Annotated in this window: 10 protein-coding genes; 5 read left to right on the forward strand and 5 right to left on the reverse strand. The window is 69.5% G+C overall.

The window, feature by feature from the left end:
- Nucleotide 1: 1 nt before the first annotated feature.
- Both G9Q80_RS11515 and gmd read right to left on the reverse strand, forming a co-directional pair.
- Complete coding sequence (locus G9Q80_RS11515; protein WP_168246481.1) at nucleotides 2–2,458, reverse strand: glycosyltransferase; 2,457 nt, start codon at nucleotides 2,456–2,458, stop codon at nucleotides 2–4.
- The gene (gene gmd / locus G9Q80_RS11520) at nucleotides 2,451–3,464 is read right to left on the reverse strand and encodes a GDP-mannose 4,6-dehydratase (RefSeq protein ID WP_167647043.1); all 1,014 of its coding nucleotides are present in this window, start codon (nucleotides 3,462–3,464) and stop codon (nucleotides 2,451–2,453) included. The genes G9Q80_RS11515 and gmd overlap by 8 nt, the downstream gene beginning before the upstream one ends.
- A 168-nt stretch (nucleotides 3,465–3,632) precedes the next feature.
- Between gmd and G9Q80_RS11525 the strand changes: the two genes are divergently transcribed.
- From G9Q80_RS11525 to G9Q80_RS11545, 5 genes are all read left to right on the forward strand, one after another.
- The gene (locus G9Q80_RS11525) at nucleotides 3,633–6,536 is read left to right on the forward strand and encodes a tetratricopeptide repeat protein (protein WP_168246482.1); all 2,904 of its coding nucleotides are present in this window, start codon (nucleotides 3,633–3,635) and stop codon (nucleotides 6,534–6,536) included.
- Nucleotides 6,537–6,765: 229 nt separating this feature from the next.
- The gene (locus tag G9Q80_RS11530; RefSeq protein WP_168246483.1) at nucleotides 6,766–7,362 is read left to right on the forward strand and encodes a hypothetical protein; all 597 of its coding nucleotides are present in this window, start codon (nucleotides 6,766–6,768) and stop codon (nucleotides 7,360–7,362) included.
- Between the two features lie 16 nt (nucleotides 7,363–7,378).
- Entirely contained in the window at nucleotides 7,379–9,622 is a 2,244-nt protein-coding gene (locus G9Q80_RS11535) for a glycosyltransferase (protein WP_069211132.1), read from the forward strand.
- A gap of 155 nt (nucleotides 9,623–9,777) precedes the next feature.
- On the forward strand, nucleotides 9,778–10,587 hold the full coding sequence (locus tag G9Q80_RS11540) for a sulfotransferase domain-containing protein (RefSeq protein WP_043147247.1): 810 nt from the start codon (nucleotides 9,778–9,780) through the stop codon (nucleotides 10,585–10,587).
- A 53-nt stretch (nucleotides 10,588–10,640) separates the two neighbouring features.
- Nucleotides 10,641–11,447, forward strand: a complete 807-nt coding sequence (locus tag G9Q80_RS11545; protein WP_043147246.1) for an FkbM family methyltransferase — start codon at nucleotides 10,641–10,643, stop codon at nucleotides 11,445–11,447.
- Between the two features lie 43 nt (nucleotides 11,448–11,490).
- Here the strand turns inward: G9Q80_RS11545 and G9Q80_RS11550 are convergent, their stop codons facing one another.
- From G9Q80_RS11550 to G9Q80_RS11560, 3 genes are all read right to left on the reverse strand, one after another.
- Nucleotides 11,491–12,450 (reverse strand): sulfotransferase domain-containing protein, encoded by a 960-nt coding sequence (locus G9Q80_RS11550; RefSeq protein ID WP_168246484.1) that lies wholly within the window; start codon nucleotides 12,448–12,450, stop codon nucleotides 11,491–11,493.
- A 38-nt stretch (nucleotides 12,451–12,488) separates the two neighbouring features.
- On the reverse strand, nucleotides 12,489–13,925 hold the full coding sequence (locus G9Q80_RS11555) for a calcium-binding protein (protein WP_210426192.1): 1,437 nt from the start codon (nucleotides 13,923–13,925) through the stop codon (nucleotides 12,489–12,491).
- Between the two features lie 189 nt (nucleotides 13,926–14,114).
- Nucleotides 14,115–15,448: calcium-binding protein (locus tag G9Q80_RS11560; protein ID WP_282593845.1), on the reverse strand; the 1,334-nt coding region annotated here is incomplete at its 5' end.

The following is a 15,448-nucleotide window of genomic DNA, read 5'->3' on the forward strand; positions in this document are numbered from 1 at the left end:
TTCAGCCCTCTGCCGCCTGCCTGGGCGGATGCGCCAGCAGGGGCCGCAGCCGGGCGGCATAGCGCGCGCCCACCGCCGCCGGAGAGAAGTCGCGGCGGATCCGCGCCTGCGCCCGGGCGGCGCGGGCGGCCCGTTCCACCGGATCGGCATGCAGGGCGCGCATCTGGGCGGCGGCATGGGCGATGTCGGGCTCGGCCCAGTGCTGCCCCGGGCGGACAAAGATATAGTCGTCCGGGCCGACCTCGGTCAGCCGGTAGTCGACCAGCCAGCAGGTCTCTTCGCTGCAGAAGGCCATGTTGGCGGAATAGGCGGTGGCCAGCACCGGCACGCCAAGGTTCATCGCCTCGATCATGCCAAAGCCCCAGCCCTCGGCGCGGTGCAGCGAGACATAGGCATCCGCGCCCCGCACCAGGTGCAGCACCTCGTCATAGGGCAGGGTCGCGTCCAGCAGGGTGATGCGCGGATCGCGCGCCAGCGCCGCGTCCACCGCCTGCCACATGCGGGCCTGGGCCGGGTCGGCCACCCGCGCCCGGTTCTGGGTCTTGATCAGCAGCCGCACCGGCGGGCCGTCGGCCACGTCCCGGGGAAAGGCGCTCTCGAAGGCGGCCAGCACGCCCTGCGGGTTCTTGCGCCCCAGGAAGGAGAAACTGTCGAAGCTGACGAGAAAGGTGAAGTCCTCCGGCCCGGCGCCGGTCCGGGCGCGCAGGGTGGTACGGGCCGTCTCGCGCGGGATCTCGGGCAGGGGCTCATAGCTCATGCCGACCTCGTGGACCGGGCAGGCGCAATGCGGGGCAAAGCTCTCGACGCCGAAGGGCGCCGCCACCCAGAGTTCGTCGACCATTTGCAGACCCAGGAAATGGCAGGCGGCGGGGCTGTCCAGTTCCCAGAAGGGATAGGCGATATTGGTGCTGCCCGAAAACACGTCCGGCAGGTAGGCGGCGGCCAGCGGCAGCGCCTCGACGTTGAGATGCCAGAGGTTGACGCACGCCGGGCGCCAGGCCGTGCCCTGGCCGCCGTCGCCGGGCGAGGGATCGTCGAGCGCGCAATCCACCCGGTGCACGGCAAAGCCCGCCTCATCCAGCATCCGCGCCGACAGCCGGGTGGCCTGGCCCAGCCCCGAGGCGCGGGCAAAGGGGCCGATCACCTGCACCTCGGCCTCCGGACCCCCTTCGGGGGGCGTGTGGCGGGCGAATTCCGCCCGGTGGCCCTCGGCGGTGCGGCAGGCAAAGGACAGGCCGTGCAGGTCGAAGCCCGCCCGCGCCAGCGCCCGGGCATAGCCCGCCGGGGTGATCTCCGGCCCGCCCATGTCCCGGCAGAACCCCGCCAGCGCGTCCCCCTCCAGTGCGGCGGTGCGGCTCGCCCCGGGGATGTAGCGCAAGAGATCGGGGCGCGAGAGCGCCAGCACCATCAGGGCGCAGGTCAGCGCGCGGCGCCCCTCGGGGCGCGCGGGGTCCAGCGCCGCCAGCTCCGGCAGCTCGGCACAAAAGCGCGACATGAAGACCGACAGCGGCCAGTCGCCCGCCGGCTGGCCGGGGGCGGGGGCCGCGAGGCTTGCCAGGACATCCTCCGGCACCAGGCAGTCCTCGCAGCCCATCCCGGGCGCGCGGTGGGCGGCCCACCAATAGGCCAGCGCCGTGCCCTGCAACCCCGGCGCCTCGTCGCGGAAGGCGCCGATGGCGCGCGACGGGGCATCCCCGTTGCCGGGCGCGTTCAGCCAGTCGATCGCCTGTGCCGAGAGCGGGATGCGCAGCCCGGCGCGGGCGCTGCCGTAATCGTCGAGGTAATGGCGCAGGAAGGGCAGCAGGTCGCCGGGGCGGCGGGCAGGGTCGAACCGGCTTTCCAGCCGGTCGCGCAGGCGCAGGAACTCGGCATAGGCAAAGAGGGGCGCGGGCAGGGGGCCACCCGCGCCGTCCTCGGGCGCAAAGAGCCGCGCCTGCACCGGCGGCGCGGGGCGCGGGGCCAGGTCCGGGGCCGGCCCCTCCTGCCAGAGCGCCAGCCGCTGCAGGTCGCCGTAGAGCCGGCGGGCCAGGGGCGGGCTGTCCTCTGGCAGCGGCGTGACGGGCAGGGGCGTGATAGGCAGGGAGGCGCCGCTGTCCGCGTCGTCAGGGCACCAATGGCCCAGCAGCCCCCCGCGCAGGCCGATCACCCGCAGCTCGGCCCTGCCGCCATTGGCGCGCAGCATGCCGCGGATCTCGGGGGTCAGCGGCAGGGTGAAGCCGGCGCGCCCGTCGCCCGGCGCCTGCCCGATTCCCTGTGCCGCCAGGTCGCCGCGAAAGACATGGGCAGGGGTCTGCGCCAGCAGCGCGCCGCGAACGTAAAGCCCGACCCGGGCCGGCCCGCCCCGTGCCAAGAGCGCCCAGCCCACCAGCGCGCCGCCGATCTCGCCATCCAGGTTGCCGCGGAAGCCGCGCAAACGTGCCGCCGGCCCTCGCAGCCGGCGGCGGAGGACATCAGGCAAGCGCATCGTAATCGGATTTCGCCATCATCTCGGCCAGCTGTTCCACCGTGACCTGCGGCACCCAGCCCAGGTTCTCGCGCGCCTTGGAGGCATCGCCGATCAGCAGGTCGACCTCGGCGGGGCGGTAGAATTTCGGGTTCACCCGCATCACCTGCTTGCCCGAGCTGCGGCAGCGGGCGGTCTCGCCCTCGCCCTCGCCGGTCCATTCCAGGTCCATCCCCAGCGCCGTGGCGGCATAGGTGAAGAAATCGCGGATCGTGGTGGTCACGCCGGTGGCCAGCACATAGTCGTCGGCCTGGTCCTGCTGCAGCATCCGCCACATGCCCTCGACGTAATCGCCGGCAAAGCCCCAGTCGCGCTGCGCGTTCATGTTGCCCAGTTCCACCGGGTCATTGCCGCCATGCGCGATCCGGGCCAGGCCCAGGGTGATCTTGCGGGTGACGAATTCCTTGCCCCGGAGCGGGCTCTCGTGGTTGAACAGGATCCCCGAGGAGGCATGCATGCCGAAACTCTCGCGGTAGTTCATGGTGATGTAATGGCCAAAGACCTTGGCCACGCCATAGGGCGAGCGCGGGTAAAGCCGCGTCGTCTCGGTCTGCGGCACCTCCTGCACAAGGCCGAACATCTCCGAGGTCGAGGCCTGGTAGAATCGGCACTCGGGCACCAGCGTGCGCAGCGTGTCCAGGATGCGCACCACGGACACGCCGTCGACCTCGGCGGTATAGACCGGCAGGTCCCAGCTGGCACCGACGAAACTTTGCGCGGCGAGGTTGTAGAACTCGTCCGGCTGCACGGTCTTGATGGTGCGGAAGATGTTGTTGGCCTCGCCCAGGTCGAACTCGTGCAGCTGCACCTCCCCGGTGATGCCCAGGATGTCCAGCCGCGTGGTCTCGACCTGGCTGATGCGCCGGACACCGCCATGCACCTCGTAGCCCTGGTCGAGCAGGAGTTTCGCCAGGTAGCTGCCATCCTGTCCCGTGACACCGGTGATGAATGCTTTTTTCATGTCTTCGGGGTCCCCTCGGCGCAGATTGCAGGTTGCCTACTTTGCAGGGCTGCGAAAGGCAATCGGTTTGCAGCGCGCTCCGCGGAGCCTTGCGCGAGGGGTGCTTTACAGCCGCGGATGCCCCGACCAGAGTTGCGCCGGTGAGTTGAGAGGACAAAGAGGTACCCCATGCCGAACCCGCACCCCGCCGGGACCGTGACGATCCCCGGCCTGATGGCCGAGGCGCAGGCCGCCCAGAAGGCGGGAGAGGCGGCCCGGGCCGCGCGGCTCTACGAACAGGTGCTGGAGCGGCGCCCCGATCACGCCGGCGCCTGGCTGGCCCGGATCGAGATCGCCCTGGGCCGGGGCAAGGCGCGGCGGGCGCGCAAGCTCTGCGAGGCGGCGCTGGCGAACTGTCCCGGCCACCGGGTCGCCATCGGGACCAAGCGGGCCCGCGCGCTGGAGGCGGGCGGCGCCCGGCCCGAGGCGCTGGCCCTGCTCGAGGATCTGTCCGAAGAGGCCGCCGATGACGTGCCGCTGGCGGCCACGCTGGCCGGGATGCGCCACCGCGCCGGCAACCTCGACGGGGCCTTCGACATGTATGGCCGGGTGCTGGACCTGCGCCCGGATCATCCCGGCGCCTGGCTGGCCCGGATCGAGATCGCCCTGGCCCGGGGCCAGGCGGCCCGGGCGCTGGAGCTGATCGAGGCGGCCCTGCCGCTGCTGCCCGGCCAGGCCCGGGCGCTGGAGATCAAGCGCGTGCGCGCGCTGGACGCCGAGGGGCGGCTCTCCGAGGCGCTGGACCGGCTGGCGCCGCTGCGCGCCGGGGCGCCCGGGGACCTGCCGCTGGCGCTGCTCGAGGCCGGGCTGATGCGCCGCACCGGCGACCTGGCGGGGGCGGAAGCCGCCTATGCCCGGGTGCTGGAGCGGGACCCGGGCCAGGCCGGCGCCTGGCTGGGCCGGATCGACATCGCCCAGACCGCCGGCGACCCGGACCGCGCCCGCGCCCTGGCCGAGGCCGGGGTGCGGGCCTGCCCGGATCACCTGGCGCTGATCGCGCGCCGGGCCGGGCTGCTGGTGCACATGGGCCAGTCCGGCGCCGCCATCGCCCAGCTGGAGGCGGCGTTGGAGACCCGGCCCGGAGAGCTGCGGCTGATGCTGGAACTGGCGCGGGCGGAACTGGCCGCGGGCCGCGCGGCGGCGGCCGGGGCGCGCTATGCCGCCTGCCTGGAGGCGGCGCCGGAGAATGCCCAGGCCCGGCTGGGCCTGGCCGAGGCCCACGAGGCGCAGGGCGCGCCGGACAAGGGCCTGGCGGTGCTGGCCGATCACATGGGCGACGGCCCCGCGCCGGGGCTGAAGGCGGCCGAGCTGATGGGGCAGGCGGGGCAGGTCGCGGGCCGCGCCGCGCTGCTGGACCGGCTGGCCGGGATGGCCCCGAGAATGAGCGAGCCCGAGCTCTTGCGCCTGTTCAAGCTGGGCGAGCAGGCCGATCACGCCGGCGCCGCGCTGGCGGTGGTCCACAGTCTCGACCAGCGGGCGCGGATCTCGCCGCTGCTGGCACAGTTCCTGATGACCCGCGCCCGGGTCATCGTCCCGCCGGACCGCGCCCGGGCCCTGCAGGCGGCGCTGGAAAGCCGGCTGCCGCCCTCGCGCGTGCCCGAGTTCCGCGCCGTGTCCGCCGCGCTCTTTTCCGGCCCCGAAGAGGCGCTGGCCCAGGCCCGCGCCGACCTGCCCGGCCCCCGCGATACCCAGGGGGCGGCCCTCATCGGCGAACGCCTGCTGGACGCGGGCCACCCGCGGCTGGGCTTTCGCTACCTGCGGGCCTGCGTGGCGCGCTGGCCCGCCGCCCCGCACCTGCGCCGCCAGTTCCTGCGCGCCTGCATCGAGACCGGGCAGCTGGCGGCGGGCCATGCCTGGCTGGACCGGCTGGAGACCCGCGACCCCGACCTGGACACCGGCCCCGAACGCATGGCGCTGATGACCCAGGAAGGCCGCCTGGAAGAGACCCGCGCCCTGGCCGAGGCGCGCGCGGCGCAGGGGCTGCGGACGCTCTCGCCCCGGCAGTTCCTCGACCTGGCGCTGGCGCTGGGGGATCTCGAGGCCTCGGCCCGGGCGGCGCAGGAGGTCCAGCGCGAACCGGGCGCGGGGCGCCAGAACGCGGCGCATTTCTCGACCACGCTGCACGGGGCGCAGTTCAACGAGCTGCGGCTCTACCATGCGGCGCGCGACCACGCGCTGCAGGCGGGGGAGCCCGAGGCGGAGGTCGAGGCGCGGCTGGCGCGGGATTTCTTCTTTCCGGCCAAGCGCATCGTCGCCGCCCATGCCGACCGTTTCGGCCCCCGGTCCGATTCCCGGCCCGATTCCCGGTCTGATTCCCGGCCCGCTCCGGGAAGCGACGAGAGCGTGCCGCGGCAGATCTTCCAGTACTGGAACAGCCCCGCGGTCCCCGAGGAGGTCGGCGCCCTGATGCAGAGCTGGCGCGACGCGCCGGGGTTCGAACACCATCTCTACGACCGCGCCCGCGCCCTGGCCTTCCTGCGCAAGGCCTTCGGCACCGGCCATGCCCGCGCCTTCCAGCTGGCCAATTCGCCGGCCGAGGAATGCGATTTCCTGCGGCTCTGCCTGCTCTACAAGCACGGCGGGATCTATGCCGATGCGGACGACCGGCTGACCGGCGACGCGGGCGCGCTCATCGCCGAGGGGCCGGGGCTGATCCTGGCGCGCGAACCCTGGGGCGCGGTGGCCAACAACGTGATCGTGGCCCCCCAGGGGCACCCGCTGCTGCTCTGGGCGCTGGAGGCGGCGGGGCGCTCGCTCCTGGCGCGGGAAAACGACGGCACCTGGTTCAAGACCGGCCCCGGGCTGGTGACCCGGGCGGTGGCCTCCTGGCTGGCCGAGGCCGGGCCGGCGGCGGAGCGGGGGCTGACCCTGCTCAGCCTGCCGCAGCTGCGCGCCCATGTGCATCCCCACGTCCGGCTGGGCTACAAGAGCTCGGGCAGCTACTGGAACGCCCGCGACGCCCATGCCCCCGGGGCGCTGGTCTCGGCGCTCTCCGGGCTGACACCGCACGGCGGGAACAATTCGAACGATTAAATTCCGGGCCATTGCCGCCGAAACCGGCAATGGCCCGCGCATAGGCCCGCCAACGGCACATTTTTGCACCTTGTAACTCGGTTTTGGCCCATGCATACGTCGCCCGGGTAACCCGCAGGGGTTGCAAGACGCCTCTTCGGGCAGGTCTCGCCCGGGGCCTCTGGATCTCCTGCACGCAGGCGGTCCCGGGGCAGATGTTTCCGAGGCCGAGGACATATTGAGAACCACCATGGACGGATCTGCCAACCACATGGACCAGTCGAGCCCCGCCGAGAACCTCTTCGATTCCAGTAGCCTGCATTACGACCTGCGCGTCGAGCAGCCCTTTTTCTGTTTCAGCGGCGAAGGCACGACATCGGTCCCGGTGACGCTGTCGGTGGGCAAGGGCGCGCCGCTGGCGCTTTACGGGGACGACTCCGAGCCGGTGAAGATCGGCGCCAAGCTCTACGTCAACACCGGCCTGCCCGAGGAACCGGTACGCGGCGCGCTGGTCGGCGAATACCGCGCCGAAAGCGATGCCTTTTCCGCCCAGAAGGGCCGTCACTACACCCGCAACATGCTGGTCACCGTCCCCGCGGAGGTCCCCGGAGAGCTGATCCTGGACATCGACCTGGTCAAGGAAGGCCAGTTCTGGGGCGCCGACCAGGGCCACCGCCCGCTGAGCCTGGTGGTCACCCAGCGCCGCGTGGCGATCCGCCCGGCACAGCCCGATCCGCTGGACATGACCGAGGCCTTGATGCGCCTGCACGATGCCCGCGCCCGCGAGGCGCGCTACGAGGCGGTGATCTTCTCGCTGCTCAACCAGCTCGACAAGCGCGACAGCTGATCCGGGAGGGCCACCGATGAAGATCTGCTACATCGGCCACGAATACCACCGCAAGACGGCCTCGACCAACTTCATGGCCGACCTGCTGGAGGCCAATGCCACCACCTTCCACCGCCGCGACACGCTGCCCGACCCGGCGACGCTGGCGGCCTTCGACCTCGATGCGCTCGAGGCCGAGAACTACGACCTGATCTGCGTCTTCCAGATCGAGATGCTGGCCCGCACCATCGCCGAGCGGCGGCTGGCGAAACGCCTGGTCTTCGTGCCGATGTACGACGGCGCGCGGATGCTGGGCGACGACTACTGGCAGTCGATGGCGCATCGCGACGACGTGCGGGTGGTGAATTTCTCGCCCACGCTGCATTTCCGCGTCGCCAGCCTGGGCGTCAATTCCTTCTTCTTCCGCTACTTCCCGAAACCGGTTTCCACCCCGGTCTGGGACCGGCTGAAGAAACCGCGCCCGCCCAAGGCGTTTTTCTGGCAGCGCACCGACCGGCCCAGCTGGGACACGGTCAAGACGCTGGTCTCGAAGATGCCGGACCTGCCCTTCCACCTGCACCTGGCCGGCGATCCCTCGCTGCGCGACGCGGTCGACGTGGAGGCGGAACAGGCAGAGCGCCCGCTCACCGTCTCGACCTGGTTCGACAAGGCCTCGGACTATCGCCGCATCGTCGACGAGTGCGACATCTACGTCGCCCCCCGGGAATTCGAGGGCATCGGCATGTCCTTCCTCGAGGCGATGGCGGCGGGCAAATGCGTGATCGCCCCCGACAACCCCACGATGAACGAATACATCACCCACGGGGTCAACGGGCTGCTCTACGACGTGGACCGGCCGAAACCGCTGGAACTGGCCAACCATGCCCGCATCGGCCGCCGCGCCTGGCGCACCGTGGTGCACGGGCACCGCGAATGGCAGTGGGACATGAAGAACCGCCTGTCGGACCTGCTGTTCAAGGACGACCTCGGCGATCCCGATGCCTACCGCGAGCTGGGCGCCTATGTCCGCGCGGGTCTCGGCAAGGGATTCGCGAAAAAACGCGTCACCCGCGAGCCGCTGCCAAAGGTCTCGGTCGCGGTGGTCTGCTACAATTCGAAGGACGAGGTCGAGGAGACCCTGACCTCGATCTTTGCCCAGACCTACCGCAACATGGAGGTGGTGGTGGTCGACGGGGCCTCGAACGACGGCACGGTCGAGATCCTCGAACGCCACAAGAGCCGGTTCGACCACTATGTCAGCGAGCCCGACAAGGGTGTCTACGACGCGATGAACAAGGCCGCGCGCATGGGGACCGGCGATTACGTCATCTTCATCAACGCCGGCGACTATTTCCACCTGCCCACCTCGCTGGAGGTGGCGATGCACAATGTCTTCGGCGGGCCCGGGGCCTGGTTGGGCCGGCGCGAACTGCCGGATTTCATCACCGGCGACCATATCTACCGCCATGACACCGGCGTATCGAACCTGCACAAGGCCGCCGATTTCACCGACACCTGGGCGCAGCTGCAGGCCGGCAAGTTCAAGCCCGGCTGGTGGACCGGCATCCCCTGCCACCAGGCCACGCTGACCCGGCGCGCGCTGCTGGCGACCGAGGGCTACGACCTCAGCTTCGACATCACCGCCGACCACAACTTCATGTTCTCGATGCGGGCGAAGGGCGCCAGCTTCGTGCACTGCCATTCGGTCATCGCCACCTATGTCGGCGGCGGCATGTCGGCCAAGCGCACCCTGCAATGCATGCGCGAGAGTTTCCGCGTGGCGCGCACCAACACGCCCTCGGTCAAGGCGGTGGAACGGCTCTACCTGCAGCTTTTCGGCGAACGCGCGATCCTGTCGAACCCCGAACAGATGGAAAGCCAGGCCGAACTGCTGCGCCGCTCGGGCCTCTTCTACGAGGACTGGTACCGGGCGCGCTACATGGGCGCGGACAGTCCCTTCAAGGACCCGATCCTGCATTACCTCGAGGTCGGGCACGACATGGGCGCGCAGCCCAACCCCTTCTTCGACGGCCGCCATTACCTGTTGCGCAATTCCGACGTGGCGGATGCTGGCATGAATCCCTTTGTCCACTACGTCATGACCGGGCGCGACCAGACCCGCCCGACCTATGACTGGGATGCCGAAGGGGCCGGCGACGGCGAGGCCATGAGCCGGTTCAAGCGGCTCTACCCCTGGCACAGCGCCGACCTGGACGGGCTGGAACGTATCCTGGCCGCCACACCGAAAGACCGGCTTTTGTCGGTGCTGCGGGACCTCTAGATGGGGCGTTGACGAGAATGGCAAGAAACATGAGGCTTTGGCGCGGCCGCAAGGCCGCGGTCCCCCGCGCAGAGAGCCGGGCAGGGACCAGGGCAGAGATCACGCCAGAGACCGGGGAACAACCGGGGCCGGCAAGAGACGAGGACAAGACACCAATGACCGCCAGCATCGCCTACAAGGGCAAGACGATCTACGAACTGCCCGAGTCGCGCAGCCCCGAGATCCCCTCCGTCTTCTTCATGTCGGTGCACAAGTCCGGCTCGACGCTGATGAACAATCTCATCCGCGCCGCCTGCGAAATGCTGGACTACGAGTTCGTCGACATCCAGTCGCATTTCTTCAACACCGGCATCTCGGACGCGGACATCCCCGCCGACACCAGCCAGATCTTCAAGCCCAGGGGCTATGTCTACTCGGGCTTCCGCTACTTCCCGAACCAGTACGAGATCCCCTGCCTGAACGACTGCCCGCTGATCGTGCTGGTGCGCGACCCGCGCGACGCGGTCGTGTCGCAGTATTTCTCGCTGTCGCAGAGCCACCCGATGCCGGGCAAGGACGCGGACGACAAGCTCTACAAGCACATGGAAGAGCAGCGCAAGAAGACGCTGGGCAGCGACATCAACGAGTTCGCCCTGCGCGAGGTCGGCGGTTTCGTCAAGAAGCTGGAAACCTATTCCGAGGTGCTCAAGACGCACCCGAAGGCCCGGCTCTTCCAGTACGAGGAAATCATCTACATGAAGAAGAAGTGGATCATGTCGATGCTCAACTTCCTCGAATGGAAGATGCAGCCCGGCCAGCCGATGAACCTGGCCAACCGCTTCAACGTGGTGCCCAAGGCCGAGGACGCCTCCAAGCACATCCGCCAGGTGCACCCGCAGAACTACATGACCAAGCTCAGCCCCGAGACGATCGCCGAGATCAACAAGACCTATTCCTCGACCCTGCTGCGCTACAACTACATCTGACCTTGACCGGCGTCCCCCCGGTCACCGGGGCGGGCGCCACCGGAGCCTTGCCCATGCTGAACGACCCCGCCCGGATCGAAGACCTGATCCTCTACCAGCGCACGCACCACGATTTCTGCGAACGCCTGCTGGCGCATTACTACACCGAGGTCCTGCAGCCGGGCGACACCTTCATCGACGTGGGCGCGCGGGTCGGCCACCACCTCTTCCCGATGGCCCGGCGGGTGGGGCCCTCGGGCCGCGGCATCGGCATCGAGGCCAGCCCCGGCGTCGCCGCCGCCCTGGTCGAGCGGATCGAAAAGGACCCGGCCTTCCGCGACACGCTCAAGATCGTCGAAGGCGCCGCCGCCGACCGCGAGGGGCACGCCACCTTCTACGTCCGCGAGAATTTCTCGGGCTGGTCGTCGCTTTACTCCGACCACGTCCACCCCGGCGAGGAAGGCGAGGAAAAGCCCGTCGACGTGGCCTTCGTGCAGCTTGACCAGATTGCCCGCGACGAGGGGCTGACCTCCTGCGCCTTCATCAAGCTGGACATCGAACATGCCGAGTTCCCGGCGCTGCGCGGCGGCCGTCAGCTGCTGAAGGACCTGCGCCCGGTGATCTGCTTCGAGAACACGCCGCGCCACGCGGCACAGCTGAACGGCTACACGATGGCCGAGTTCTCGGGCTTCTTCGAGGATCTCGACTACACGCTCTACGACATCTTCCTGAACAAGGTGACGCGGCGGCGGATGGCCTATGACAAGTTCCTGCCCAGCTACTACCTGGCCTGCCCGGCGGAACGCGGCGAGCTGGCACCGGAGTTCATCGCCGGCGCCGAGGCCGTGGCGCAGGAGTTCATGGACAAGGCCGAGGCCTGAGGCCTGCGGCGCCCGGTGTTTCGCGCGCGAAACACCCCGTCCCCTACCAGCTGTCGTCCTCTGCATATCCCAGCGCGATCAGGGCCGGGGTATAGCCGCGCGATTTCAGCGCCTCCTTCGCCGCCTCGTCCAGCGTCTCGCGCCAGGAACTGCCGCCGCGCGCCGCCATCCAGGCCTCGTAGAGGCTGCCCGGCGGCGCGGCCCCGTCCAGCCCCCAGCGCGGCTTGTCGCGCATCTTCTCCAGGGTCCGGCCCCGGTCGGCAAAAGCGGCGCGCAGCCGGGTCTCGGTCACGTCCAGTCCCAGGAACGCCGCCACCCGCGCCAGCGCGCGCCAGTCGCCGTCCAGCGCGTCGTACTGTTCGATCGCCACGTTCTCATGCCCCTGCAGGGCCAGCGCCGCGCGGGCAAAGTCCAGCCAGCTGCCAAAGACGTAGCGCTCATGCAGGAAGGCGATGAACTCGGCCATCTGGTGGCGTTCGGTGAATGCGTGCTCCCCGGCCTTCAGCGTCATGTAGGCCAGCGAGGGGAGCAGGTCGCGCGGGTCGCGGAAGACGAAGAGATAGCGGTTTTCCGGGCGCCAGGCCGGCACCTGGTGGGTCTTGGCAAGGCGCAGCGCCGGGAAGCCGGGGCGTTCCAGCGCCGGCATGGTGCAAAGCTTGCTGTCGCGCATGTCCGAGGTGGTCAGCACCGGGGTCAGCGCCTTCAGCATGCCCAGCGTCATGGTGTTGCCCGAGCGCGGGTAGGAGGCGATGTAGCGCTGCGGCTGGGCCGGCACCTGGTCGCGGGGCGGCCCGTGGCGGGTTTCCAGCCCGCGCATGACCTCGAGGATCAGCCGCTGTTCGCCGGCGGTGATCCGGCCCGTGCCGCGCAACAGCCGGTAGCCCTGCAAGAGCTCCAGCACCCAGGCGTCGAAATCCACGCCCGGCGCCGCGCCCGCCTCGGTCACGCGGTCGCGCAGCACCTCCAGCAGGGCCAGGTTCAGGGTCTCGGCGGGATCGTCCATGCCCGCTTTCTGGCAGCGGGCGGGACGCCGCACAAGCGTCAGAGCGTGAAATCCTCCGCCGTCAGGCCGGTCACGCCCGCCACGCGGATCTCGGCATCCGCGATGCCGTCGCCATCGGCATCCAGCTGCACGATGGTCGAGCCCGTGGCGGTTTCCAGCAACCGCAGTTCCGGGTTGCCCGAGGGGGCAAAGGCATCGGTGCCGCGGAACTCGAAGACGCCCGGCGACAGCCCCGCCACCACGATCGTGTCCAGCCCCTGTTCGAAATCCAGGATCTGGTCGCGGTTGGCGCCGACCTCGGTTTCCGCCGTGCTGCGGAACACGAACTGGTCCGCGTCCTGGCCCCCGGTCAGGAAGTCGCGGCCGAGGCCGCCCGCCAGCTCGTCCTCGCCGGCGCGGCCACGCAGGATGTCGTTGTCGGCGCCCCCCTCCAGGATGTCGTCGCCGTTGCCGCCGTCCAGCGTGTCTTCCAGCGTGCCGCCGTCGAGGAAATCCGACCCGTCCTGGCCGACCAGGATGTCGTTGCCGGCGTCGCCCTGCAGCGTGTCGTCACCGGCGTTGCCGTTCATCGTGTCGTTGTTGTTGCCGCCGGTCATGCTGTCGTTGCCCGCACCGCCCAGCATCATGTCACTGCCCGCGTCCCCCGCCAGCACGTCGTCGCCGCCGCGCCCGATCAGCAGGTCGGCATCGTCGCCGCCCTCCAGCACGTCGGCGTTCTCGCCGCCCTGCAGCGTGTCGTTGCCGGCGCCGCCCCTGACCGCGCCCGAAACCGTGCCACCGTTGCCGTTGAAGAAATCGGCCCCGTCCAGCAGCTCGACCAGGCCGAGGATGGTGCCGCTGTTGATCACCGTCTCGTCGCCGAAATCGCCGCGCACCGCCGTGACATTGGCGGTGATCGTGCCCGTGTTGACAAGGGTATTGGTCTCGGCAAGCACGGTATTGAACTCGACCCCGTAGCGCGCGCCCACGATCTGGCCGCTGTTGCTGATGTAGTTGCCGGTCCCGTTGACATTCACGCCGTCGAAGGCGGCCGAGCTGATCGAACCGTGGTTGACCAGGACCCCGTTGTCCCCCTCGAGCGACAGGCCGTCGCTTTGACCCGAGACGGTGCCGGTGTTCACCACCTCGCCCCCGTCGCCGATCAGCTGGATGCCACGGTCATTGACACCCGTGACCGTGCCGTAATTGAAGACCTCGTGGTTGTCCCCGCCCAGCTCGATGCCGTCGCTGTCGCCATAGACCGTCCCGGTCGCGGTCACCGTGACGGTGTTGTAGGAAGAGCCAGCGTCGGAATCGATCGCATCGGTCTGGGAATAGACGAGGCCTTCGACCAGCAGGCTGCTGTTGCTGAACGCCAGGAAATCGAAGGCATCCCCCGCGTTGCCGAGGCTGAAGCCGTCGCGGAGGACCCAGAGATCGCCGGAGGTGTCGACGTCGATGCCGGAGGTGGTGCTCACAATTGTGCGTATGGCCATAATCTATTGTCCTGTCAGGTCTTGCTTGAACGGGTCGGGCCGGCGGTTTCGAACCGGGACGCGATGCCTCCCTGCGCAGCCGGAAAATCGGCGCGACCACATGGCCATGCCCCCGGGGCTGAGCCTTGCGAACCCGCCCCGGAACGTCAACACCTTCGGGAAAAGGCGGGCAGACCCCCGCCCAGGCCCTCAGAGCGTGAAGTCGTCCGCCGTCAGCCCGGTCACGTTGGCCACGCGGATTTCCGCATCCGCGGTGCCGTCGCCATTGGCATCCAGCTGCACGATGGTCGATCCCGTGGCCGTCTCGACCAGCCGCAGTTCCGGGTTGCCCGAGGGCGCAAAGGGCGAGGTGCCGCGGAACTCGAAGACGCCCGGCGACAGCCCCGCCACCACGATATTGTCCAGCCCCTGTTCGAAATCCAGGATCTGGTCGCGGTTGGCGCCGACCACGGTTTCCGACAGCGACCGGAAGACAAAGACATCCGCGTCCTGGCCGCCGGTCAGGAAGTCGCGCCCGTCGCCGCCCGCAAGCTCGTCCTCGCCGGCGCGGCCGCGCAGGATGTCGTTGCCGGTGCCCCCCTCCAGGATGTCATCGCCGTTGCCGCCGTCCATCGTGTCATCGAGCGCGCCGCCGTCCATCACGTCCGACCCGTCCTGGCCGACCAGGATGTCGTTGCCGGCGCCGCCCTCCATCGTGTCGTCGCCGGCGTTGCCGTTCATCGTGTCGTTGTTGTTGCCGCCGGTCATGCTGTCGTTGCCCGCACCGCCCAGCATCATGTCGTTGCCGGCGTCCCCCGCCAGCACGTCGTCGCCGCCGCGCCCGATCAGCAGGTCGGCATCCTCGCCGCCCTCCAGCACGTCGGCGTTCTCGCCGCCCTGCAACGTGTCGTTGCCGGTGCCGCCCTTGACCGTGCCCGAGACCGTGCCGCCGTTGCCGTTGAAGAAATCGGCCCCGCCGCCCATGTTGATCTCGCCGCTGACGACCCCCTGGTTGATGAAATATTCCACCACCGACCCGCCGAGAAAGGCGAAGTCCACGTTGCCGAAGGCATCGAGATCCTGCCCGGCGAGGATCTCGCCGGTGTTGCGGAAGATCGCCAGCCCCGAGACGCTCATGGAATTGTCGATCGCGTCCGAGGACGAGACGATCTGGCCGCTGTTGGAAAACTCGATGAAGCCGGTGTTGGCCATTTCCAGCAGCACCGTCGGCCCCCGGGTCGAGCTGAGCACCCCGGTGTTGACCACGTCATGATTGATCGCGAGGACGGCGGCGCTGTCCGAGGTCAGCTCCAGCGCGGTGATGGTGCCGTTGATGCTGCCGTGATTGATGATGCGGGTGTTGTCGGTAACATCCGCCTGGATGCCGCGGCCGTTGGACAGGATCGAGCCGTTCTGCCCCACCACCACCTCCAGCGCGGAGGCGTTGAGCGCGTTCACACCCACGGAGAATCCCAGGATCGAGCCCTGCACCAGCAGCGCGTTGGCGGCATTGGCGATGACCGGCGTGTTGAAGACCTGCAGGC

Origin of the sequence: Mameliella sp. LZ-28 (assembly GCF_012274245.1) — a bacterium.
Taxonomy (GTDB): Bacteria; Pseudomonadota; Alphaproteobacteria; order Rhodobacterales; family Rhodobacteraceae; genus Antarctobacter; species Antarctobacter albus.